The following is a 22,335-nucleotide window of genomic DNA, read 5'->3' on the forward strand; positions in this document are numbered from 1 at the left end:
GTACCGCATTGTGGATAACGTGGTTCCGGTGAGACGTGGATACCCGCGCTGTGGACAAGCCCTGTTGGTCGCGACCATCGCGGTGGCGCTGGGTGTCGCACCCGCCGCCGCGGCGCCGGAATCGGGCCCCGCGGTCCGGCTGCTCGGCGAGCAGATCGTGCCGCATGCGCAGGAATTCCAGGGCACCACGGTCGGCGGGCTGTCCGGGATCGACTTCGATTCCCGCACCGGCGATTACGTGCTCATCAGCGACGACCGCTCGGAACGCAACCCGGCGCGGTTCTACACCGCGCGCTTCCCGGTCGGCGAAAGTGGCGCGGGCCCGGTGACTTTCACCGGATCCCGGCCGTTGCTGACCGCCGCGGGCACTGCCTACGGCCCGAAGTCGGTGGACCCGGAGGAGATTCGGGTCGACCCGTGGTCCGGCAACTACTTCTGGACGCAGGAGGGTGAGCGCACCGAGACGGTGCTCGCCGACCCCTCGGTCCGCGTCACCCGCCCCGACGGCACGTTCGCGGGTGAGCTGCCTATTCCGAACAACGAACGGATGCGCCCGGATTCGGGTCCACGGCAGAATGCGGCCCTGGAGGGCGCGACGTTCGCCGCCGGCGGCTCGTTGTTCATGACGTCGGTGGAAGATCCACTGCTGCAGGATGGCCCGGTCGCGACGACAACGGCGGGCGCGACCGCGCGGATCACCGTCCAGGCCCGATTCGGCCCGGTGTTCGCCCAGTATGCGTACCCGTTGGAGCCGGTGTTCGCCGAGTCGCGCCCGCAGCCCGGTCTCGGCGGGAACGGCATCGCCTCGATCCTGGCCGCCGACCCGGTCGACCCGACGAAAGTCCTTGTCCTGGAACGCTCTTTCGTCGTCGGCGTGGGTAACAAGATCAGGATCTATCAGGCGGATCTGAGCGGCGCCACCAACGTGCTGGACGCCCCGCTCGGCAACGCCCGCCCCGCTACCAAGCGCCTGCTGGTCGATCTGGACGATGTCGGCCTCGCGAAGATCGACAACGTCGAAGGCATGACCTGGGGCCCACGCCTGCCTTCCGGTGAACGCACGCTGATCTTGGTGAGCGACAACAACTTCGCCGCCAACCAGATCACCCAGTTCATTGCCCTCGCGGTCCGCTAGCCGCCAGGCACGAACTGACCATGCGCAGACAGCACCGATAGACTCCCGGTACGTCACCTCGGCCATCCAGCTCGGCGGCGCCTACCCATTGCTGGGCAAGACCTGCACATGTCGCGCACCCTCCGCAGTGCGGAATGTGGAATGTCGCCCGCTCGCCCCGCCGCGCGTCCCGGTCACTGGACAAGATCCACAATTTCCGGTCGCTGGGAAATTGCGTCCTTCCGCCCCGCCACGCGTCAGAATGGAATAGAGCGAATCTCGTTCCTGGGCGCACCGGCGACCAGGCCGGCGGCGGCGCGCTGAGCAGGGACAATGAGGGGGTGGTCGAGGTGGAAAACATCCTCTTTCGAAACTTTTACCACCAGGTGCCGTGCCCGCGCTACGTTGGAGTATGCGCAGACATATCGGACATCGCGCGGGGATTTCGATGATGTCCGCATGTCAGCGTGCTTGTTGGTTGCCGGTGACGCCGATTCGATGTGAGTTCGAGGTGGTCACGTGAATCCACGGACGCGGTCGGGCAAGGTCGGTCCCGACTCGACCCCGGCCGACTCGGACACCCAGCGCCACCCGCTCATCGGGATCGCCGATGAGCTGGACGCGATGGGGCTGTCCGAGGCGAAGGAAATCGGCCGGGGTGGCTTCGGCGTGGTCTATCGCTGCATCCAGCGGACCCTGGACCGGGTTGTCGCGGTGAAGGTGCTCTCCTCGGAGATCGAGGTGGAGAGCCGCGAACGCTTCCTGCGCGAGGAACAGGCCATGGGCAGGCTGTCCGGCCATCCGAATATCGTGGACATCCTGCAGGTCGACGTGACGATGAGCGGTCTGCCGTTCATCGTGATGCCCTACTGCACCCGTGGCTCGCTGGAACAGGTGATCCGTGATCAGGGCCCGCTCACCTGGAGCGACTCGCTGCGCGCCGGGGTGAAGCTGGCGGGTGCGATCGAGAGCGCGCACCGCGCCCAGATCCTGCACCGCGACGTGAAACCGGCGAACGTCCTGCTCAGCGGCTACGGCGAGCCGCAGCTCACCGACTTCGGCATCGCCAGAATTCCCGGCGGCTTCCAGACCTCGAGCAGCATGATCACCGGTTCGCCCGCCTTCACCGCGCCCGAGGTGCTCAAGGGCGACGACCCGACCATCCGCTCCGATGTGTACGGCCTCGGTGCGACGCTGTTCGCGCTGCTCACCGGGCACGCCGCGTTCGAGCGGCAGGCGGGGGAGAAGGTGGTCGCGCAGTTCCTGCGGATCACTACCCAGCCGGTACCGGATCTGCGCGAGCACGATATTCCGCCGGATGTGGCCGACGTGATCCAGCAGGCCATGGCCACCGACCCCGACGATCGCCCGGTGTCGGCTTACGACTTCGGTCAGATGTTGCGCGCGGTGCAACGCGACCACGACCAGATGCCCGACGAGATGGCGCTGCTGGAGACCATCGCCGCGCCCGAGCCGGTGGCCCACCCCAGCGACTCCGCGACGCCGACCCAGTCCCGGCCCGCGGTGACGGCCCGGCGCAGCTGGCCGCTGACGCTGCGCCCCGCGGTATCCCAGCACACCGGCGCCGGCGGCTCGGCGACCACGCTGCCGCCGACCGCGGCCACCAAGTTCCGGCCGCCGACCCCGGCCAGGGAACCGGTTTCGCGCCCCCGCCTGCTGGACATCCTTCGCGCGGGCGGGCGGCGCAGACTCGCCGTCATCCACGGCCCCGCCGGTTTCGGCAAGAGCACCCTGGCCGCCCAGTGGCGGACCGACCTGACCGAGCGCGGCATCCCCGTCGCCTGGATCGGCGTGGACCACGACGACGACAACGAGATCTGGTTCCTCGCCCATCTGATCCAGGCGATCCGCCGGGTGCGCCCGGACGTGGGCACCGGGTTGGATCAGGCGCTCGAGGAACGACCCGCCGATGCGGCGGCCTTCGTGATCTCCACGCTCATCGATGAGATCCACGCGAGCGGCAGCACCATCGTGGTGGTCGTGGACGACTGGCATCGGGTCACCGACCCGGGTGCGCAGCATGCGATGGAATCATTGCTGGACAACGGATGTCACCACCTGCGCTTCGTGGTGACCAGCCGGGAGCAGGCCGGCCTGCCGACCAGCCGGATGCGGGTGCACGACGAACTGGTCGAGATCGGCTCGTCGGCACTGCGCCTGACCACCGAGGAGACCAAAGAGATCCTGGTGCGCCACCACGGATTTCCGCTCACCGACATCCAGGTGGAGCAGATCCACACGGCGACCGACGGCTGGCCGGCCGCCATCCAGCTGGTCAGCCTGTCGCTGCGCGGCAATGCCGATCCCGCCCAGCTGATCGCGAATCTGTCGGAGGGCAACCACGGCATCCGCGAGTATCTCGCCGAAAACGTCTTGGACACACTGGAACCCAGGATGCTCGACTTCCTGATGTCGATCTCGGTGACCGAGCGGGTGTGCGGTTCGCTGGCCGCGGCGCTGTCCGAGGACGCGGACGCCGAGCAACTGCTGGAGCAGGCCGAGCAGCGCGAGCTGTTCGTGCGCCGGATCGTGCACGACCCGGAGTGGTTCCGGATGCAGCCACTGTTCGCCGAACACCTGCGGGCCCGGCTCGAACGTGCCCAGCCTGGTCGGTTGAAGTCGCTGCACCGCAAGGCTGCCCGCTGGTACGCCGAACATCAGCTGCTGCGCAAATCGGTCGACCACGCGCTGGCGGCCACCGACTTCAAGATGGCGCTGGATCTGCTGGAGACCGGCGGCATGGACCTGATCGACCGGTCCCGGCTGGCGACGCTGCTCGGCACGGTATCGAAACTGCCGATGCAGCAGGTGGCTTCGCGATCCAAGCTGCTGATGGCGGTGGCCAGGGCCAACGTGAACCTGCAGCAATCCGGCGCGGCACGCACGGCACTCGGCAGGCTCTCCAACATCCTGGCCCGCGGCTCGTCCACCGACGAGGACGTCGATCAGCAACGCTGCCAGGCCGCCGTGCTCGGCGCCGCCGACCAGATCGCCCGCGACCACACCGAAGGCGTGCTGGATCGGGTTGCGGACTGCCTGCAGAAGCCGGACGAGCTGCCCGCCTGGACCGTGTCCACGGCGGCGAACCTGACCTCGTTCGTGCGGCTGTGCGAGTTCGACTTCGACGGCGCTCGCGAGATCCAGGACTGGGCGGCGGAATATCATGCCCGGTCCAAGGATCCGCTCGGCGAGGTCTTCGGGTTGTGTGGCCGTGGTGCCGCCGCCTATGAACAGCTCGACATCCCTACCGCGACAGCGTGTTTCCAGCAGGCGTGGGAGGTCGCCAAGTCGCGATCGGGTCCACGCTCGCATGCCGTCCGGGTGGCCTCGGCGATGCTCGGCGAATTGAACTACCGCCGCGGCGATCTCGACACCGCCGACCGGCTGCTCGACGAGAGCCATCAGCTGGCCGCCCGGGTCGGCCCGGTGGACTTCCTGATCTCGACATTCGTCATCGGTGCGCGGGTCAAAGCGGTACGCGGCGACTTGTTCACGGCCGCAACCAGGCTCGCCGAGGGCGCGCGCATCGCGAACGACAACCGGCTGTTCCGGCTGGCCGCGCACATCCGCGCCGAACGGCTGCGGCTCGGCTTGCCGCTGGACGAGTCGGACGATCAGTTCGCCGGCCCCGAGTCGCCGTCGGCGCCGCTGCACGCGGGGCATCGGATGACCGGCGCCGCCGTGCTGGCCGCGGAGGCCGAGGAGGTCGCCGCGATCCGGGAGCTGCTGGCCCACGGCAGGCTCGGCTCCGACGACCGGGCGGTCCGCCGGTCCCGCGCATTACACGGCCGGATGCTGGAAAAGCGCCGCCCCCGGGCACAATTGGACGCCTCGCTGCTGCTCGCCGAATGCCTGGCCGCCTCGGGCTGGGTCGGCGAGGCCACCGGCCTGCTGTTGCCGTCGGCCGCGACCTGCGCCCGGCTCGGCTGGACCAGGCCACTGCTCGACGCGGGCCCCGGCGTCGTCTCCATCCTGCGCGTGCTGCGCGCCGAAATGCCCTCGGCCGCCGCGCATACCGGAGACATAGAACTGCCCGCCCTGTTCCTGGAGGAGCTCCTGGATCAGGACGGGCAGTAAGCGACAACTACGGCTGCCACCACGGACGCAGCGGCACCGTCCAGTCACCGTCCTCCGGGAGCTTCACGCCGAGCACCTGGTGCAGCTGAACCACGTTGCGCTGGAAGCCGAGCCGGCAGCCCGCCATGTACAGGCCCCACACCTTCGCGGTGCCCTCGCCGACCTCGGCGACGCACGCGTCCCAGTTCTCCACCAGGTTCTTGCACCATTCGTGCAGGGTGAGCGCGTAGTGCTCGCGCAGGTTCTCCTCGTGCAGCACCTCGAGTCCGACGTTCTGGATCTCGGAGATGATCCGGCCGGACCCGATCAGCTCGCCGTCGGGGAACACGTAGCGGTCGATGAAGTCACCGGCCTTGGTGGTCCTGGTGTTGTCCGGGCGGGTGATGCAGTGGTTCAGGAACAGGCCGCCGTCGCGCAGCTTGCCCTTCATGAACTCGAAGTAGTAGGGGTAGTTGTGCACGCCGATGTGCTCGGTCAGCCCGATCGAGGACACCGCGTCGAAGTTGCCCTCGGGGATGTCGCGGTAGTCGGAGTGGCGCACCTCGGCCAGCTCGGACAGGCCCTGCTCGGCGATCTTCTGCTGGGCCCACTCGGCCTGCTCGGCCGACAGCGTCGCGCCGATCACCTTGACGCCGCGCTTGGCCGCGTAGCGGACCATGCCGCCCCAGCCGCAGCCGATGTCGAGCAGCCGGTCGCCTTCTTTCAGCCGCAGCTTCTCGAAGACCAGCCGGTACTTGTTCTCCTGCGCCTGCTCCAGCGTCCAGTTCTCGTCGCCGTAACACGCACAGGTGTAGGTCATCGACGGGCCGAGCACGTACTCGTAGAACTTGTTGGAGACGTCGTAGTGATGATGGATCGCCTCGGCGTCACGGGTCTTGGAGTGCCGCAAGCCTTCCAGCGCGATCCGGCGCCAGCGCGGCAGTGTCTCCTGCGGCGGCGGTGCGACCGGCTTGAGCCGCTCCCAGCCCAGCGAGCGGGCGATGGTGACCAGTGCGAGCGCGGACGGGCGATGGAACTTCAACCCTTCCATCGCCTTCAAGATGTCGTAGGGGTCGCCGGGGTGGACGCCGCTGGCGGTCATGTCGCCCGCGATGTAGGCACGCGCCATGCCGAGGTCGCCGGGGGCGGTCGCCAGGTAGTTGATGCCACGCGGCGTCTTGATCTCCAGCCCGTACTTCGAGTCCTCGGGACCGGTCGTGCTGCCGTCGTAGGCGGTCAGCCGGATCGGTACCTCGCCGTCGATCAGCGTCTCGAAGATCTCGGCAATGCTGAGTTTGGTTCCGAGGTCAGCTAAGACGTCGGAACGGTCCTTGAATGTCGTCATTTGCGTTGCACCGCCTTCGAATACAAATCCAGCAGCCGCTGGTCTGGGTCGTAGCGTTTCTTCAAATCGGTGTAGGTATTGCCGCCGTACAGCGCCGCGAACTCATCTTCGTCGTAGTAGGAATCCGAGTACAGCGACTTATGCCCGTCGAAGTCGGTCACGGTGCGCTCGATCGCCCGGTTGGCCGCTCCTTCCTGCTGTCCTGGCACAGTAGGGACGGCCGACCAGAACCCGACATTGACGTAGGTCCGGGTCGGCTCGAGGGGGTACAGCGGCCAGGTGCGCTCGGTCGTCGCGGGCGCGCCGGTCTCGCGCAACCGCAGCGGGCACAGCCAGATCGGTTCGATCGGGATCTCGCGCAGGAACCATTCGACGAAGTCGGCGGTGCGCTCCACCGGCACCTCGATGTCCTGCACCACCCGCTCGCGCGGCGGGTTGCCCTGCCTGGCCTCCAGCTTGTCGGCGATGTTGTATTTGTGGTCCAGCGCGATGAGCTTCCAGTAGAAGCTGCTGCGCCGGTACCGCTTCGGCCAGAACCGGCGGATCTTCGGGTTCTGCGTGCCGAACGCGCGTGAGCACCAGAACCAGTCGGTGTCCCAGCGCCACAGGTAGTCGTGGATGGTGAGCCGGTCGCGCTTGGGCCGGTCGGCGTCGTGCTGGATGGACCGGTAGAAGATGTCCATGCCGGTGTAGTCGCTGACCGGGCCGGGCTCGTCGGTCTGCCTGCCGAGGGTCAGATAGCTCTCGTCGGCGGTGAAGACCACGCCGTCGAGATAATCCACTCGCTCACCGTCGTAGGTCTTCTCGTCGACGATGGTGGCGAGGGTCCGCTCCAGCTCGCGCAGGTCGTGGAAGCGCAGGTGGCGCATGGCCACGTAGGGCTGCACGGTCTCCAGCTCGATCTTCAGCCGGACCGAGTAGCCGAGGGTGCCGTAGGAGTTCGGGAAGCCGCGGAACAGATCGGCGTGCTCGTTGTCCGGGGTGGCGGTGATGATCTCGCCCGCGCCGGTCAGGAGGTCCATCTCCAGCACCGACTCGTGCGGCAGGCCGTTGCGGAACGAGGTCGACTCGATGCCGAGACCGGTCACCGCGCCGCCCAGGGTGATCGTCTTGAGCTGCGGCACCACCAGCGGCGCGAGGCCGTAGGGCAGGGTGGCGGCGACCAGGTTCTCGTAGGTGGTCATCCCGGCCACGTCGGCGGTCTTGGCCACCGGGTCCACCGCGATCACCTGGGTCAGCCCGGAGACGTCGAGGCCGGGCGCGGGGTTTTTCGCCCTGGCCCGGAACAAGTTCGAGGTCTTCTTCGCCAGCCGCACATTGGCGCTCGCGGGAATAGCGCGATAACTCGCCAGCAGTCGGTCCACACCGGCCCGATGCGCGGCGAATCCGGATTCCTGTGCGGCCGGTGCGCGTCCGGCCTTCCCCAACAGACTCACTGCCACCCTTCGACGCTAGTACGCACCGCATTCGGAGACCACCACGAGGGCGGGGTCTCGGGAGAAATGTCACGCAGATGTTGCGAACCGGAATATCGGCCGACTCGGAGAAGTTCGCCACACGACTCGACCGGTATGCGGTATGGCGCCCGCCGCAGGGCAGGATGGACACCGGTCGACATACCGTACCCGGACAAGGAGCTCATTGTGGGACAGGTCAGCGCCAGCAGTTCGATCGCCGTGGCGGCGGATCCGCAGCGCACCCTCGACGCCATCGCGGACTACCAGACGGTGCGGCCGCGCATTCTCTCCGCGCACTACCGCGACTACAAGGTGGTCGAGGGCGGCAAGGGTGCGGGCACCGTGGCGGAGTGGACGCTGCAGGCCACCGAGAAGCGCTCGCGCAACGTGCACGCCGTCGTCACCGTGTCGGATTCGGTTGTCACCGAGCGTGATTCGAACTCCACCATGGTGAACACCTGGACCGTCACGCCGGACGGCGCGGGCTCGCAGGTCACCCTGCGCACCACCTGGCAGGGTGCGGGCGGTGTCGCCGGCATCTTCGAGGGCATCTTCGCGCCGCTCGGCCTGAAGAAGATCCAGGCCGAGGTGCTCGGCAACCTGCAGCGCGAACTCGCCTGACCCGCAGGTCATGACGCAGCGTGCGGCCCGGCACCAGGTGCCGGGCCGCACGGTGGGCTACTTCGCGCCGATGTCGAAGAGGTTGCCTTCCGGGTCGGCCAGCGTGGTCCACTGCCCGCCGTACTCGCTGAAGTCGCCGATCCGCTTGGCACCCAAGCTGATCGCGCGCTCGACGTACTGATGCCACTCCTCGGCGTGGAAGTCGAGGTGGATCACGTTCTTCCCCGGATTCTTGTCGGGTACCTGGATGAACATCAGCACCGGCGAGGCCCCGGCCGCGTGGCCGACGGTGGCGAAGTGTTCGGACGCGCCCTCATCTACCGCCAGATCCAGGAATTCGGACCAGAATCCGGCGAGGGCGGCGGCGTCGTGGCAGTCGACGGTGACGTGCGCGAGCGACAGTGGCATGGGGTTCTCCCCTTTCTCAGAGCAGGCCGATCGGCCAGCAGACTTCGGTGCGGTAGGTGTTCGGGTCGTCGGTGTCGCCGGGGCTGAGCAGATAGCGCTCCCGGACCGGTTCGGCGAGCGCGCCGCCATGCTCGGCGACGTGGCTGCCGAGCGCGCCGTAGGTGCGGTCGAAATCCTCGAAATCCCCCTCGTGCAGCGCGATGGCGAAGCGGCGCGCCGGTAGTTCGATGACCGAGGCCCGGCCGACGGGTTCGATTCGAGCGGCCGGTGGGATCGGCACGTAGGCGACCACCTCGCCGATGTCGTTCTCGAAGAACTCCATGGCGTAGGTGGCGCCGTCGACGCCTGCGGGTTCCAGGCCTGCGGCGCCCAGCGTCCAGTGCAGCAGCGGAAACGCCGCCGCGCACCATGGTCCGATATCGGCCCTGCTGACCACCTCGGCCAGCGCCAGTGCGGGGAAGGACGGCATCGAGCGGTATTCGACGGCGATCGGCGCGGCCTGGGTGAGCAGCGACCGCAGCGAGGCCACGACCGCTCGGGTTCGGGCCAGCTCCGCCTCCATCCGCTCCAGGTGGGCGCGCAAGGCGGCGTTGCGAACGTCGTCGTCGGGCGCGGCGAGCACGGCCTTGATCTCGGGCAGCGGCATATCGAGCTGACGCAGGCGCCGGATCAGATGCGCCTGCGCCACTTGATCGGTCGAGTACCGCCGGTAACCGGAGCCGACGTCGACCTCGACCGGTTCGAGCAGTTCGATGTCGTGGTAGTACCGGAGCGTTTTCACGGTCAGGTAGGTCAGCCTGGCGAACTCCCCGATGGAGACAGTCGCGGTCATGCCATCCAGCGAACACCCTCCAGCCAGGGGAGAGTCAACTTTCGGCGAAGTCGATCAGGCGAGCACGAAGGTCAGCAGCATGGTGTGCTGGAACGCGCCCCGCCACCACGAGTAGCCGAACCAGACACCCGGGGTGATCTCCCTGATCTCGTCGTAGACCGGCGGTGTCGGGGACGGGTCGTAGTTCAGTGCCCAGGTCGGCCTGCCGTCGAGCAGCGCGGGCGCGGTGTAGACGTTCGCGGGCCAGGCCTCGTAGCCGGCGCCGGTGACCCGGTTCATCAGATAGCCACCGTCGGGCCCGGTATAGAAGGTCTTGCCGATCCAGAAGGCGGGCGCGACGCCCTGCATCGTCGGCGGCCTGGTCACCCAGCCGTTCTTCACGCCCATCGGTACCGCGCCGCGTTCGGCGTCGCGGAAGATCGCGTCCTGCTGCTCGGGTCCGCATCGGAACCGCAGCGAGTCGATCGTGACCGCTCGGTTGTCCGGGTCGAGGAGGCAGCCGCCGCCGTAATCGGCGGCCGCGTTGGTGACACCCGCATCGGCGGTCGCCGCCGGGGCGGCCACGCCGAGAAAAATGCCGGGAACCCCCAGGGAAAGCACCATGGTGCTCAGGAAACGTGCCCTCATCGTGCTCATATCGGTACTCCAGAACTGCCGCACGGTCTCCCGACCTATCTACTGATGTTAGGTCGATCTTGATGTTCTGAAGCTGGACTTACCCAACCTGTTACCGGCCAAGCGTTCCGCCCCCAGCTCGAGGACTAGGCTGATCGTTGACACTTTCCCCAGAGAGGAATATGCCGTGCAGCCCGGTGGTCAGTTCGACATGCAGCAATTGCTCGCCCAAGCCCAGCAGATGCAACAGGCGGTGATGGAGGCCCAGGCCGAGATCGCCGCGGCCGAGGTGGAGGGCCAGGCCGGCGGCGGGCTGGTCAAGGTCACCATCAAGGCGTCCGGTGAGGTTGTTTCGCTGACCATCGATCCCAAGGCGGTCGACCCGGAGGACGTGGAGACGCTGCAGGACCTGGTGATCGGCGCGGTCAACGACGCGATGGCCAACGCACAGCAGGTGGCGGCCGAGCGGCTCGGCCCGCTCTCGGGTGGGCTCGGCGGCGGTTCGCTGCCCGGGCTGCCGGGCTTCTGAGAGCCACGGGGACATAGCCGTTGTACGAGGGTCCGGTTCAGGATCTGATCGACGAGCTGGGCAAGCTGCCCGGCGTCGGTCCGAAGAGCGCGCAGCGCATCGCTTTTCATCTCCTCCAGGTGGAGCCGCCGGAGATCGACCGGTTGCAGGCCGCGCTGCAGAAGGTGCGCGACGGCGTGCAGTTCTGCGTGGTCTGCGGCACCGTCTCCGACGGTGAGATGTGCCGGATCTGTGCCGACGCGCGCCGCGACCGCACCATGATCTGTGTGGTCGAGGAGCCCAAGGACGTGCAGGCGATCGAGCGCACCAGGGAGTTCCGTGGTCGCTACCACGTGCTCGGCGGCGCGCTCGACCCGCTCAGCGGCGTCGGGCCGGACCAGCTGCGGATCCGGGAATTGCTGGCGCGCATCGGAAATCAGTCCGACGGCATCGATGTCACCGAGGTGATCATCGCGACCGACCCGAACACCGAGGGCGAGGCGACGGCCACCTACCTGGTCCGGATGCTGCGCGATTTCCCCGGCCTCAGCGTGACCAGGCTGGCCTCGGGGCTGCCGATGGGCGGCGATCTGGAATTCGCGGACGAGTTGACGTTGGGTCGCGCGCTGTCCGGCCGCCGCGCGCTCTGACTCCTGCCCCTGATCTCGGGGGGTTGCGGGGCCTCCCGCGCTGGTTACTGTGTCGGGGATGAGCATCGAATTCATGCTGACCACGCTCGTCATCGTCGCCACCCCCGGCACCGGCGCGCTGTTCACCCTGGCGGCCGGTCTTTCCAGGGGGACGAAGGCCAGCGTGATCGCGGCGTTCGGCTGCACACTGGGCACCGTCCCGCACATGCTCGCGGCGATCACCGGCCTTGCCGCGCTGCTGCACACCAGCGCGGTCGCCTTCCAGACCCTCAAGTATCTCGGTGTCGCCTACCTGATCTACATGGCGTGGAGCACCTTCCGGGACAAGGGCGCGCTGACCGTGCCGGAGGGCAGCGAGCAGAGCACCTATTCGGCCCGCAAGGTGATCACCTCGGCGGTGCTGCTCAATATCCTCAACCCGAAGCTGACCATCTTCTTCTTCGCGTTTTTGCCGCAGTTCGTGCCCACCGGTTCACCGAACGCGTTGGCGCGCATGCTCGAACTGAGCGCGATCTTCATGCTCGCCACCTTCGTGGTGTTCGCGATCTACGGCGTGTGCGCGGCGGCCGTCCGCAGCCACGTCATCTCGCGGCCCACGGTGGTGACCTGGATGCGCCGGGTGTTCGGCGTCTCCTTCATCGCGCTGGCCGGGCGCCTCGCGCTGCAAAACCAGTAGGCGGCAACGCGACTCAGAGTTCGACGCGCGACCACGGCAGCGTCTGCATGCGGCTGCGGTCGTCGGTGGCCCAGTCCCAGATGACCGCGGACACCGTCGGCGCATCGAGCACGGTGGTGCCGAAGTGCTTGTCCGGGGAGCCATCTCGATACTCGAGGGTGAACGCGCCGGTCTTCTCTCGATAGGTCTGCATGTAGACCTGATCGTCGCGTTCCACCACCAGATACGGATTCGGCGGGGCCAGCTCGGCAACCCATTGATCGGCAAGTGGCTTGGTCAGGTAGGGGAACTCGCCTGCGCCGCCGTGGGTGACCGTCGCGGGCACGTGCCCGGCCGGATCGATCAGCCAGGCCAACTGCGGATCGTAGACCGCGTAGTTCAGCGGCGTCGCGATCGCGAACAGCAGCTGGCGGACGAAGCCGATCGCGTCGTACGGGCACGGCACCTGTAGCGCCGCGCCGGTCGCGACGCCGCCGATGGGGTGCACGCTGAGGAAGCTGTCGTCCTCGGGAACCTCGGCATTGGCCTTGTTCAGTTCGGCCGCGATCTGCGCGACCATGCCCGCCTCCGGGAGTCCCTGCTGGGTGCTGAGGTAAGCGTCCACCTCGGCGATCGATGACGCGACACCTGATGGCAGCAAGACGTGGTCATAGCTCACCCGCACAGGGTACGTACGGCGCGGTTCAGGCCAGGCGACGGGCCGTGCCGGGCTCGGCACAGGCGCAGCCGCCCGCTACGTCGGCGCAGTCCACGACGAAGGTGTGCCGGACGTAATCCAGGTCGACACAGTCGTTTTCGGTGCATTCGGTGAGCCTGCCCGCATGGACGATGAGGGTGCCGTGGCAGTGGTCGACGGCGGATTCGCAGGACGAACAATCCGGCGCACGCATGTGACCTCCAGACGTGATCGGTTCGTTATCTTTGTCTACCACTTCCGGGAGCCACGCCGGGGGAAGTCGGCGATGTGTGTTGCGGGCCGGGCGTGGCGCACCCCGGGCTGCACGCCTATGTCGAGCCTCCGGTCGATGCGGCGACCGCGACTATCGCGTGGCGCAACCGGGTGCGCCGGCCCCCGTTCGGTGCGGTGGTCGCGCAATCATCGCGCAACCGGCGCTCCGAGGCGACCGGGCTCATCGCGATACGGCTGGATCGCGGTGAGCTACGTGCAAAAATGACAACAAGATCGTTGGGTCGGCGGCGCACAAGGCATGCTCGGTCTGCGCGGGCGTGGACCGTCCAGGGATCGGTCAGCGAACCGTTAGGCACGTCTGGCAGCGGAAGTGAGGTCGGCGCGGTGACGATGCGCGAGGACGCTCTGCGGGAGACGGACGCGGCGACCGGTCTGCGCGAGCAAGTGGCCGAGCAGTTCGCGCGGTACCGCACCGGCGGCGTCGAGACCGCTCCCTACGACGAATGCGGCAGGCCCACCGCGGGCTACTACGACGAGCTGGTCGACGCGGACGGCAAGGTGCGCCGGATGTGGTCGGAGCTGTCCGCCGACTTCGTCGAGCTCGGCACCACCGGCCTCGGCAGGCTGGACAACCGGGTGCGCAGGCTGATCGAGGACGACGGCATCACCTACACCGAGGTGCTCGGTCCGGGCGAGCAGGCGGTGGCCACGCCGTGGCGGCTCGATCCGATCCCGCTGCTGATCTCCGCGGACGACTGGACCCGGTTGGAGGCGGGCTTGGTGCAGCGCTCGCGGGTGCTCGACGAGGTGCTCACCGATGTCTACGGACCGCGCCGCACGCTCACCGGCGGGCTGCTGCCGCCCGAGGTGATCTTCGGCTACCGCGGCTATGTCCGTGCCGCCCATGGCATTACGGTGCCGGGTCGGCACCAGCTGTTCCTGCACGCCTGCGATATCAGCCGGTGGAGCGACGGGCAGTTCCGGGTGAGCGCCGACTGGGCGCAGGCCCCGTCCGGCGCCGGGTACGCGCTGGCCGATCGGCGGGTGGTGTCCACCGCGATCCCGGAGGCGTTCGAGCATTCCAATCCGCGCCCGCTGACGCCGTTCGCCCGGGCGATGCGGTTGATGCTGATCGAATCGGCGCAGGGGGAGGCCGACGATCCGTTCGTGGTGGTGCTGAGCCCCGGCGTGCACTCCGCGACGGCGTTCGATCAGGCCAACCTCGCCTCGATGCTCGGCTTCGCCTTGGTGGAGAGCGCGGATCTGGTGGTGCGCGACGGCGCGCTGTGGATGCGCTCGCTCGGCACGCTGCGCCGGGTCGATGTGGTGCTGCGCCGGGTGGACGCCGAGTTCGCCGATCCGCTTGATCTGCGGCCGGATTCGCGGCTCGGCGTGGTCGGGCTGGTCGAGGTGTTGCGCAGGGGCGCAGTCACCGTGGTGAACACGCTGGGCAGTGGACTGCTGGAGAATCCGGCGCTCACCGGATTCCTGCCGCGCCTGTCCCGGGCGCTGCTGGGGGAAGACCTGCAATTGGAGAGCGCGCCGACCTATTGGGGCGGTGACGATAAGGAACGCGCGCAGCTGATCAAGAATCTGCACCGGTTGATCATTCGGTCCGCGGTCGACGGTGCCACCCTCTTCGGGCCGGAATTGTCGATCCGGCAGCGTGCTGATCTGCGGGACCGGATCGAGGAGACCGGCTGGCAGTGGGTCGGGCAGGAACCCGCGCAGTTCTCGGTGGCGCCCGCGGTCGAGGGTTACGGTGGCTTGGCGCCTGCGCCGGTCGGCATGCGGCTGTTCTCGATGGCGCGCCGCAGCGGGTACACCGCGATGGCGGGCGGCCTGGGGCGGCTGCATCAGCGCACGTTGCCCGATCGCGCGGTGATCAGGGTTGCCGCCAAAGACATTTGGGTCAGGGCGGCGCCGAGTCCGGTGCCCGCGGTCGGTACGGAGGCGCCGCACGAGGAACGCGAGCGGCGTGCTGCCCCGGTGGTGGCGGCCGTCAGTTCTCCGCGTGTGCTCAACGATCTGTTCTGGATGGGGCGGTACGGGGAGCGGGCCGAGTCGGCCGCCCGGCTGCTCATGGCCACGCACGACCGGTATCAGGACTTCCGCTACCGGCCGTGGTTGGAGGGGGCCGAGGCGATGCCGGTGTTGATGGCTGCGCTGGGTCGCGCCACCTCGACCGTTGCTCCGGCGGCGGTGGTGGGCGATGCCGAAGAGGACGCTGATAGTGGTGCGGTAGAAAAGGATTCGCCGGGTGTTGCGGCGCAGTCTTCGGACCGCCCGCTGCCCGCAGACGACGAGGGTGCGCCGAATTCGGTTGGGAGCAAACCGGTTTCGGCGGAATCCGACGCGGCGGATGTCGCGGACGCGGATACCGCCGACGAAACGCATGTGCCGATCCGGCCGGGAGTGTTGCAGCGAGCGATCGTTGCCGCGGCGAATGCGGCGCAGGAGCAGGGTATTCCGGCGCCAGGGTCGCTGGGCCCGCCGCCGACGGCCGGTGCCTCCCGGGAGGGTTACGAATACCTGGCGGCGTTGACAATCGACCGTGAGCTGCCCGGTTCGCTGGCCTTCGCCATCGATCGGTACGAGAACGCCGCGCGGGCCGTGCGCGATCAGCTGTCCGCCGACACGTGGATGATTCTGAGCGCCGTGGATCGGGCGCTCACGGAGTACCGGAGCACCCAGGGCGACCGCGAGGCCGCGTTGTCGGCGGTGCATTCGCTGACCCTGGCCGCGCTGCTGTCGCTGTCCGGCATCGGCGCCGAATCGCTGGTGCGCGACTCCGGTTGGTACGTCATGGATATCGGCAAACGGATCGAGCGCGGGCTCGCGCTCACCGCGCTGATGTCGGCCGCACTGACGCAGGAGTTCCCGGACGAGGCCGAACGGGTGGTCACCACGTCGGTGCTGCGGGCCGCCGAGTCGCAGGTGAGTTACCGTCGGCGCCACGGTGATTCGGTACGTATCTCCGCGGTCGCCGGACTGCTGCTCTTCGATACCGCCAATCCACGTTCGCTGGCCTACCAGCTGGATCGGCTCGAGGCCGACCTGCAAACCCTGCCCGGTGCCTCGGGATCGTCTCGGCCGCAACGCCTGCTGGCCGACGCGCAACGCATGCTGCGCCGGGTCGACCCGGACGACCTCGACGTCACCGACGAGGACGGCACCCGCACCGAGCTGCTCGAGCTGCTCGAGGGTGTGCATCTGCGGCTGCGCAAGCTGTCCGACTCGTTCGAGACCTCGACACTGTCGCTGCCCGCGGGCTTCCAGCCGCTGTGGGGTAGCACGCGGGTGGTCGGATGACCGACCGCGTCGGTTCGGTCCGGCGCTACCGGGTCGCACACCGCACCACGTACTGCTACTCCGACGAGGTCGCCAGTTCCTACGGGCGTGCCTACCTGACGCCGCGCGAATTCCCCGGGCAGCAGCTGCTTTCGCACGATATCTCGATCGACCCGGCACCCTCGGACCAGTCGATCGGCCCAGATGTGTACGGCAACACCACCTCCTACTTCCACGTGACCGCACCCCATCGCACGCTGGTGGTCACCGGCGACTCGCTGGTCGAGGTCGATCACCGCGACCACGCCGCGGACGGTCCGGCGGGCCGCCCGTGGGAACTGGCCCGCCCGACCGGTGCGACGGGCCCGCTCGCCGTGGAGTTCACCCTCGATCTGCACCCGCCCGAAATCACCACCGAGGTAAGGGCATACGCGGCCGAATCACTGACCCCCGGCCGCCCGCTGCTCGACGCGGTGGCCGAACTCACCAGCCGCATCCACGCCGACTTCACCTATCAGTCCGGCTCGACCACCGTCTCCACCAAAGTCGCCGACGTCTTCGCCGCCCGCGCGGGAGTCTGCCAGGACTTCGCCCGAACAGCCCTGGCCTGCTTGCGTTCCCACGGCCTGGCCGGCCGCTATGTCTCCGGCTACCTCGCCACCGACCCACCCCCCGGCCGCGACCGCATGATCGGCGCCGACGCCACCCACGCCTGGGCCGCCGTCTGGGTCCCCGGCACCGACGAGCACGACCGAACCGGCCACTGGATCGACTTCGACCCCACCAACAACCAATTCGGCGACGAGCGCTACGTCACCGTCGCCTGGGGCCGCGACTACGCCGACGTCCCCCCGCTACGCGGCATCATCTACACCGACGCCAAACACAGCACCATCACCGTCTCGGTAGACGTCTCCCCGGTACCGAGTTGATCCGCGTGCGCTCGTCGCCCACGACCGTTGCGCCGCCGAGCCCCCGGTCAGGCCATGGTTACGGGCAAGTCCGTTGCACTCAGGACCTTGCCGGACTAACCTCTTAGCTAAGGAGGTGGATCATGTCGGGCAGCGCAGCTGAGCAGTTCAATATCCACGAGGCGAAGACGAATCTGTCGCGCATCATCGAGCGGGTCGAACACGGTGAGGAGATCGTCATCAGCCGCGCCGGTCACCCCGTCGCGAAAGTGGTCCCGTTGGTCCGGCGAGTCAACCGGGTCGGCCGCGGCTCACTGCGCGGGCGACTCGTGCTCGCTGCCGACTGGGACTCCGACGCGACCAACGCACAGATCGCCGACGACTTCGGCACGACGGTATGAGACTCCTGCTGGACACCCACGTGATCGTGTGGTGGCTGACCGACGATCCCGCGCTGTCCGATGATCTCAAGGAGCGGATCGAACACGATCCGGATATCTACGTCAGCGCGGCGACGGTGTGGGAAGTCGCCATCAAACAAGCCCTGGGGAAACTGACCGGGCCGATCGACCTGCCCGAGCACGTCATGGGCAGCGGGTTCCTTCCGCTGCCCATCAGCGCCGAGCATGCGACGCTGGCCGGTCGGCTGCCGTTGATCCACCGCGATCCATTCGACCGAATGTTGGTGGCGCAGGCGCAATGTGAAGGTCTGACGCTGGTCACCCATGACACGTGGTGCCAGAAGTACGAGGTCCCGATTCTCGCCGCGTGACGCAGTGCCCTGCTACGCGTGGGCGGCGTAGATGTGGGCGGAGACTTCGTCGCGCATGTGGGTGAAGGCGGGGTGGGTGCGGGTTTGGGTGGGGGTGGGGTTGTCGTAGATGATGCGGCCGGGGCGGGTGCCCATGACGAGGACTCGGGTGCCGAGCAGGAGGGCCTCGTCGATGCTGTGGGTGACGAAGAGGACGGTTTTTCTGCGGTCGCGCCAGAGGGTGCGGAGTTCGTCCTGGAGGTTTTCGCGGGTCAGGGCGTCCAGGGCGCCGAAAGGTTCGTCCATCAGGATGATTTGGGGATCGTTGACGAGTACGCGGGCGATTTGGGCGCGTTGTTGCTGGCCGCCGGAGAGTTCGTAGGGGCGGCGGTTGCCGAGGTGGTCGAGGCCGACCAGGGCGAGCATGCGTTCGGCTTCGGTGCGGCGCTCATCGCGCGGTACGCCACGGACTTTGGGGCCGAACTCGACGTTTTGCCGGACCGACAGCCAGGGGTAGAGGTTGGGCTGCTGGAAGACGACGCCGCGGTCGGGCGAGGGGCCGGTGACCGGGCGGCCGCCGACCCGTACCGTGCCTTCGGTCGGCTCCAGGAATCCGGCGAGAAGGTTCAGCAGGGTCGACTTGCCGCAGCCGGAAGGCCCTACGACGCAGACGAATTCGCCGCTCTCGATGGTCAGGTCGGTCGGCGCGAGCACCTGCGTCGGACCGTCGGCACCTCGGTAGCTCTTGCTCACGCCGGTGAGGACGACCCGGTGCGCATCCGGCGCGGTCACGCGGACGCACCCTTGGCCGCGTCAGCGTAAATACCACTGCGGTAGGCATTTTCGTCGCCGACCGAGTCGATGCCGCCCTGGGTCAGCAGGAATTCGGCCGTCTTGCGCAGATCGGCGGCGAATCCGCCGCCCAGGTATTTCGCGTCGGCCTGCTCGGCCGCGCCGAGGTAGGTATATCCGGCCAGTTGTGGCCCGACCAGCGTGGGCGCGATGCCGAGCTGTGCGCCGATCGACACGGTCGCTTCCTCCGGTTTGCTCCGCAACTGGGTCACCGCGTAGTCCTGCAGTTTCGCCCACACCACCGCGAAGCGCGCGTTCTCGTCGAGGAACTTCGTGCTCGCGACCGCCAGATCGAAGGTCGGCGCGCCCGCGGCCGCGGTATCGGCGCTGGACGTGACGAGATGACCGCCTGCCTCGATGAGCTTCGACAGCGTCGGATCCCACACCCAGGCCGCGTCGATCTGATCGCCGTTCCAGGCACCGGGAATCGCATCGGGCGCCATGTTGATCACCTGCACGTCAGCGGCCAGACCGGCCTTGCCGAGCGCGGCCAGCAGACTGTAGTGCGCGGTGCTGCCGAACGGTGTCGCGATGCGCTTGCCGCGCAGTCCGGCCAGCGTACTGACCGACTTGTCCTTGGCGACCAGCGATTCCGACTTGCCGATCACATCGTGGATCCACAGCACCCGCACCGGTAGCCGCAACGGCGCGGACAGCGCCTTGGTCGCCGGGCTCGACCCCATGGTGCCGATGTCGAGGCTGCCTGCACCGAACGCCTGGACCACGTCGGCCCCGGAGGAGAACTGGCTCCAGGTGACTTTCGCGTTCGGCAGGCAGGCGGCCAGCAGGCCGCGATCTTTCACGAGCAGATCGGCATTGGGGATGGCTTGGAATCCGATCCGCGCCTGCGTGGTAACGCTGGCATCCGCGGCGAACGGACAACTCGCCTGCGCCCCGTCGACTCCGGTGTCGCCGCGGCCGGACTCGACGCACCCGGCGGTCGTCGCAACGACGGCGGCCACGGCGAGGCCGGTCGTGACCATGCGACGGACTGCGGCATTCATGCTATGCCTTTCCACGGAACTGCTTTGGTACCAAGAAATTTGATGACCGAGTCGAGGACGAGCGCCGCGCAGCCGATCACGATGATGCAGGCGATGGTCAGCGGTGTATTCAGCTGTGTGCCCGCGATATACGCGAGGCTGCCGATGCCGGGTATGCCGTTGTTGAGCTCCGCGGCGACCACGGTGGTCCAGGCGAACGCGGTGGCGATCCGGATGCCGCCGATCACCTCGGGCAGCGTCGCGGGCAGCACCACGCGCGAGATGACCTGGGCGCGACCGGCACCCAGCGAGCGGGCGGCATGGAGATAGTCCTGCTTGACCCCCGTGACCCCGCTCAGCGTCGCGATGGCGATCGGCGGGAACGCGGCGAGGAACAGCAGCCAGACCTTCGACAGATCACCGATGCCGAACCAGACGATCAACAGCCCGATATAGCCCAGCGGCGGCAGCGAACGCAGGAAGTTCAGGATCGGCTCGGTGACCAGCCGCACCGGGGTGAGCATCCCCATCACGAAGCCGACCGGCGGCCCGACCACGATCGCGATACCGACACCGGCGGCGATCCGCTGCAAGCTGGCGAGCAGATGCTCCCACAGGTAGTAGTTCTGCTCGCCGATCACCGTGCGGTCCACGCCCGGCGCGATCGGATGCCGAGAGTTGGCCCGTATGAACGCGTCCCACACCGCCCGCGGCGACGGCAGATACAGCGGATCGACCAATCCAGCCGCGGTGATCGCCGCCCACAGCCCGAGCACGAGCGCCAGCGCCGCGACCCGCGTCAGCGCCGGAGCCAGCAGACGGCGATAGTCGCGCGCTCGCCGCGGTGCGACGGCAGGCTTGTCCGCCTGGACCGGCTGGGTGTCCGGGGTGCTGATCGCGGTCATGCGGCGCTCGGTGACGGTCCACGCCGACACAGGCCCACCTCGGACACGGCACTCTCCTCAACACTCGGCAAACCTCGACGCTATCGGTGGCGAGGGTGCCGAGGGGAGAGTTAGAAACGCCGTGAACTTAATGGGTCGCGGCGGGTCCGCGAGGTGCCGATCACCCTATTCCGTTGACGCTGCCATTCATGCCGACGTGCTCGCCGATGTTGCCCGCCAGCCACTGGTTCTGCGCCAATGTCTCGAAAACGCAGATGAGCAACAGTTTTCGACTGCGCCTGCTCACCGAGTACTCCAGATCGGGCGCGGCTTCCGGGCCGCGCAGCGCACTGCTGATGCCTTTGCGGAGGTTCGGTTCCGACAGCAGCCAGAACAATTCCGGCCCGATCAACACCGACTGCCCGCCGGTCTCGTGGAACCAGCGACCGGCGAATTCGATCAACAGGTCGGTGAACGCGTCCCCGCTTTCCACCGCCTCGGTGAGCTGGCTCAGCGCACCCGAACGATCCACGCTGCTCTGGATCACCGAGGCGAGTCTGCTTGCTACTTCACGGAACTGATCGACGTCCTGGTCCTGCCAGACTGTTAGAGACATTGTTTTCTCCATCGAAGTAGTCGAGCGTGAGTGAATAACTACCCGGACGTCGCGGCGTGATTATCGGTGGTTGACCAGCTTTCGGCCGTCGGCGTCGAAGGTGTTGAAACGCATCGGGGTGTTCGGCCCGGTGGCGAAGGGCGCCGCGGGCCCGGTCTGCGGATGGTCGTTGCCGTTGCTCTGTGCGTGTCCGTTGCTCTGCGCGTGCCCGTTGGCCGTTGCCTGCCCGTTGCTCGGGGTATGGCCGTTGAGCTGCGGCGACGTCACCAGCTCCGGTGCATCGTCAACCGCGAGTTGCTCGGATTCCGCGACGACGGTGGCGCGTCGTGTCGCACTGTTGCGTGCCAGCAGGATGAGGGTCAGGTGCACTGCGAAGAGCAGGGTCAGTGGCATTCCGGCATAGATGATCAACGACACCGGCCCGCCGCCGATTTCCCGCGCGTATTCGATATTTCCGGCGACCGAAACCAGCGTCGAGACCACGAAAAGCCCCGTCGCATACCACCATCCCGCGCTGCGTTTGGGAAATGACGCGGTGGCGACGATGGAGCCGACAACGAGACCGTCGATGGCGATCGGCACATTCGCCGCCAGTTCGGGTTCCACCAGGTTGCGAACGGCCAGATGGTGCAGTGCGGCAAAAGACATCTCGAACGCCTTGAGCGCCACTACCGAGGAAACGATCAGCGACAGATACAACGGACGCGGCCATAGCAGGCTGCGCCAGCGGACCCAAATCGGTGGACGGCGTGGCATTACCGGCTGCGTCATTGATTCGGCAGGTGACCCCGGCGTGATCGTCGTCATAGCGGGGAGCGTAGCGTGCAAATAGCC

The 22,335-nt window shown here is 67.7% G+C and carries 22 protein-coding genes; 10 read left to right on the plus strand and 12 right to left on the minus strand.

The features are described 5' to 3' along the window. The first annotated feature begins 28 nt into the window (after nucleotides 1-28). A complete protein-coding gene (locus DMB37_RS22360; protein WP_240771617.1) occupies nucleotides 29-1,135 on the plus strand; it encodes an esterase-like activity of phytase family protein in 1,107 nt (368 codons plus the stop codon). Nucleotides 1,136-1,633: 498 nt separating this feature from the next. Further along, nucleotides 1,634-5,212: a serine/threonine-protein kinase gene (locus DMB37_RS22365; protein WP_135234377.1), complete on the plus strand. Its 3,579-nt coding sequence runs from the start codon at nucleotides 1,634-1,636 to the stop codon at nucleotides 5,210-5,212. A gap of 7 nt (nucleotides 5,213-5,219) precedes the next feature. Here the strand turns inward: DMB37_RS22365 and DMB37_RS22370 are convergent, their stop codons facing one another. Together DMB37_RS22370 and DMB37_RS22375 are read right to left on the minus strand one after the other, a co-directional pair. Then, complete coding sequence (locus DMB37_RS22370; RefSeq protein WP_135234378.1) at nucleotides 5,220-6,536, minus strand: class I SAM-dependent methyltransferase; 1,317 nt, start codon at nucleotides 6,534-6,536, stop codon at nucleotides 5,220-5,222. Beyond that, on the minus strand, nucleotides 6,533-7,972 hold the full coding sequence (locus tag DMB37_RS22375) for an FAD-binding oxidoreductase (protein ID WP_135237756.1): 1,440 nt from the start codon (nucleotides 7,970-7,972) through the stop codon (nucleotides 6,533-6,535). Before DMB37_RS22375 ends, DMB37_RS22370 begins: the two co-directional genes overlap by 4 nt. 207 nt (nucleotides 7,973-8,179) lie before the next feature. Between DMB37_RS22375 and DMB37_RS22380 the strand changes: the two genes are divergently transcribed. Further along, a complete protein-coding gene (locus DMB37_RS22380) occupies nucleotides 8,180-8,614 on the plus strand; it encodes an SRPBCC family protein (RefSeq protein ID WP_135234379.1) in 435 nt (144 codons plus the stop codon). Nucleotides 8,615-8,671: 57 nt separating this feature from the next. Here the strand turns inward: DMB37_RS22380 and DMB37_RS22385 are convergent, their stop codons facing one another. From DMB37_RS22385 to DMB37_RS22395, 3 genes are read right to left on the minus strand one after another with little or no spacing between them, the layout of a single operon-like run. Beyond that, complete coding sequence (locus tag DMB37_RS22385; protein WP_135234380.1) at nucleotides 8,672-9,022, minus strand: VOC family protein; 351 nt, start codon at nucleotides 9,020-9,022, stop codon at nucleotides 8,672-8,674. Between the two features lie 16 nt (nucleotides 9,023-9,038). Further along, nucleotides 9,039-9,854 carry a MerR family transcriptional regulator gene (locus DMB37_RS22390; RefSeq protein ID WP_135234381.1) on the minus strand — a complete coding sequence of 272 codons (816 nt, stop codon included), beginning with the start codon at nucleotides 9,852-9,854 and terminating at the stop codon, nucleotides 9,039-9,041. Nucleotides 9,855-9,908: 54 nt separating this feature from the next. Continuing rightward, nucleotides 9,909-10,490 carry a hypothetical protein gene (locus DMB37_RS22395; protein ID WP_135234382.1) on the minus strand — a complete coding sequence of 194 codons (582 nt, stop codon included), beginning with the start codon at nucleotides 10,488-10,490 and terminating at the stop codon, nucleotides 9,909-9,911. A gap of 166 nt (nucleotides 10,491-10,656) precedes the next feature. Between DMB37_RS22395 and DMB37_RS22400 the strand changes: the two genes are divergently transcribed. The 3 genes from DMB37_RS22400 to DMB37_RS22410 are packed head-to-tail and all read left to right on the plus strand — an operon-like array spanning nucleotide 10,657 to nucleotide 12,303. Next, entirely contained in the window at nucleotides 10,657-10,998 is a 342-nt protein-coding gene (locus tag DMB37_RS22400; RefSeq protein WP_107653711.1) for a YbaB/EbfC family nucleoid-associated protein, read from the plus strand. Nucleotides 10,999-11,018: 20 nt separating this feature from the next. Then, nucleotides 11,019-11,627, plus strand: coding sequence for a recombination mediator RecR (recR, locus tag DMB37_RS22405; protein ID WP_135234383.1), 609 nt, complete (start codon nucleotides 11,019-11,021; stop codon nucleotides 11,625-11,627). A gap of 58 nt (nucleotides 11,628-11,685) precedes the next feature. Continuing rightward, a complete protein-coding gene (locus DMB37_RS22410; protein WP_135234384.1) occupies nucleotides 11,686-12,303 on the plus strand; it encodes a LysE family translocator in 618 nt (205 codons plus the stop codon). A 13-nt stretch (nucleotides 12,304-12,316) separates the two neighbouring features. Here the strand turns inward: DMB37_RS22410 and DMB37_RS22415 are convergent, their stop codons facing one another. Continuing rightward, on the minus strand, nucleotides 12,317-12,961 hold the full coding sequence (locus DMB37_RS22415) for a hypothetical protein (RefSeq protein WP_135234385.1): 645 nt from the start codon (nucleotides 12,959-12,961) through the stop codon (nucleotides 12,317-12,319). 25 nt (nucleotides 12,962-12,986) lie between these two features. Then, nucleotides 12,987-13,193, minus strand: a complete 207-nt coding sequence (locus tag DMB37_RS22420; RefSeq protein ID WP_135234386.1) for a hypothetical protein — start codon at nucleotides 13,191-13,193, stop codon at nucleotides 12,987-12,989. Nucleotides 13,194-13,603: 410 nt separating this feature from the next. Here DMB37_RS22420 and DMB37_RS22425 point away from each other — a divergent pair, with 410 nt between their 5' ends. The 4 genes from DMB37_RS22425 (at nucleotide 13,604) to DMB37_RS22440 (ending at nucleotide 18,187) form a co-directional block, all read left to right on the plus strand. After that, nucleotides 13,604-16,525, plus strand: coding sequence for a circularly permuted type 2 ATP-grasp protein (locus DMB37_RS22425; protein WP_135237757.1), 2,922 nt, complete (start codon nucleotides 13,604-13,606; stop codon nucleotides 16,523-16,525). Continuing rightward, complete coding sequence (locus DMB37_RS22430; protein ID WP_135234387.1) at nucleotides 16,522-17,436, plus strand: transglutaminase family protein; 915 nt, start codon at nucleotides 16,522-16,524, stop codon at nucleotides 17,434-17,436. The genes DMB37_RS22425 and DMB37_RS22430 overlap by 4 nt, the downstream gene beginning before the upstream one ends. Nucleotides 17,437-17,558: 122 nt before the next feature. Further along, a complete protein-coding gene (locus tag DMB37_RS22435; RefSeq protein WP_135234388.1) occupies nucleotides 17,559-17,816 on the plus strand; it encodes a type II toxin-antitoxin system Phd/YefM family antitoxin in 258 nt (85 codons plus the stop codon). Then, entirely contained in the window at nucleotides 17,813-18,187 is a 375-nt protein-coding gene (locus DMB37_RS22440) for a type II toxin-antitoxin system VapC family toxin (RefSeq protein ID WP_135234389.1), read from the plus strand. The genes DMB37_RS22435 and DMB37_RS22440 overlap by 4 nt, the downstream gene beginning before the upstream one ends. 12 nt (nucleotides 18,188-18,199) lie before the next feature. On the opposite strand, the gene DMB37_RS22445 is transcribed toward DMB37_RS22440, so the two are convergent. The 5 genes from DMB37_RS22445 to DMB37_RS22465 form a co-directional block, all read right to left on the minus strand. Beyond that, nucleotides 18,200-18,958 carry an ABC transporter ATP-binding protein gene (locus DMB37_RS22445; RefSeq protein ID WP_135234390.1) on the minus strand — a complete coding sequence of 253 codons (759 nt, stop codon included), beginning with the start codon at nucleotides 18,956-18,958 and terminating at the stop codon, nucleotides 18,200-18,202. Next, entirely contained in the window at nucleotides 18,955-20,022 is a 1,068-nt protein-coding gene (locus DMB37_RS22450) for an ABC transporter substrate-binding protein (RefSeq protein ID WP_135234391.1), read from the minus strand. The genes DMB37_RS22445 and DMB37_RS22450 overlap by 4 nt, the downstream gene beginning before the upstream one ends. Then, entirely contained in the window at nucleotides 20,019-20,936 is a 918-nt protein-coding gene (locus DMB37_RS22455; protein ID WP_370465177.1) for an ABC transporter permease, read from the minus strand. Before DMB37_RS22455 ends, DMB37_RS22450 begins: the two co-directional genes overlap by 4 nt. Nucleotides 20,937-21,066: 130 nt before the next feature. Next, on the minus strand, nucleotides 21,067-21,501 hold the full coding sequence (locus DMB37_RS22460) for a hypothetical protein (protein ID WP_135234392.1): 435 nt from the start codon (nucleotides 21,499-21,501) through the stop codon (nucleotides 21,067-21,069). 60 nt (nucleotides 21,502-21,561) lie between these two features. After that, entirely contained in the window at nucleotides 21,562-22,308 is a 747-nt protein-coding gene (locus DMB37_RS22465; RefSeq protein ID WP_135234393.1) for a DUF2637 domain-containing protein, read from the minus strand. Between the last annotated feature and the right edge of the window lie 27 nt (nucleotides 22,309-22,335).

It is taken from the genome of Nocardia sp. CS682 (assembly GCF_004634405.1).
Classification (GTDB): Bacteria; Actinomycetota; Actinomycetes; order Mycobacteriales; family Mycobacteriaceae; genus Nocardia; species Nocardia ninae.

Excerpts from the sequence above, each read along its gene's own strand:
- DMB37_RS22465 (WP_135234393.1), bottom strand. The coding sequence starts at position 22,308 with ATGACGACGATCACGCCGGGGTCACCTGCCGAATCAATGACGCAGCCG.
- DMB37_RS22385 (WP_135234380.1), bottom strand. The coding sequence starts at position 9,022 with ATGCCACTGTCGCTCGCGCACGTCACCGTCGACTGCCACGACGCCGCC.
- DMB37_RS22440 (WP_135234389.1), top strand. The coding sequence starts at position 17,813 with ATGAGACTCCTGCTGGACACCCACGTGATCGTGTGGTGGCTGACCGAC.
- DMB37_RS22410 (WP_135234384.1), top strand. The coding sequence starts at position 11,686 with ATGAGCATCGAATTCATGCTGACCACGCTCGTCATCGTCGCCACCCCC.
- DMB37_RS22450 (WP_135234391.1), bottom strand. The coding sequence starts at position 20,022 with ATGAATGCCGCAGTCCGTCGCATGGTCACGACCGGCCTCGCCGTGGCC.
- DMB37_RS22430 (WP_135234387.1), top strand. The coding sequence starts at position 16,522 with ATGACCGACCGCGTCGGTTCGGTCCGGCGCTACCGGGTCGCACACCGC.
- DMB37_RS22370 (WP_135234378.1), bottom strand. The coding sequence starts at position 6,536 with ATGACGACATTCAAGGACCGTTCCGACGTCTTAGCTGACCTCGGAACC.
- DMB37_RS22460 (WP_135234392.1), bottom strand. The coding sequence starts at position 21,501 with ATGTCTCTAACAGTCTGGCAGGACCAGGACGTCGATCAGTTCCGTGAA.
- DMB37_RS22390 (WP_135234381.1), bottom strand. The coding sequence starts at position 9,854 with ATGACCGCGACTGTCTCCATCGGGGAGTTCGCCAGGCTGACCTACCTG.
- DMB37_RS22395 (WP_135234382.1), bottom strand. The coding sequence starts at position 10,490 with ATGAGCACGATGAGGGCACGTTTCCTGAGCACCATGGTGCTTTCCCTG.
- DMB37_RS22425 (WP_135237757.1), top strand. The coding sequence starts at position 13,604 with ATGCGCGAGGACGCTCTGCGGGAGACGGACGCGGCGACCGGTCTGCGC.
- DMB37_RS22435 (WP_135234388.1), top strand. The coding sequence starts at position 17,559 with ATGTCGGGCAGCGCAGCTGAGCAGTTCAATATCCACGAGGCGAAGACG.
- DMB37_RS22420 (WP_135234386.1), bottom strand. The coding sequence starts at position 13,193 with ATGCGTGCGCCGGATTGTTCGTCCTGCGAATCCGCCGTCGACCACTGC.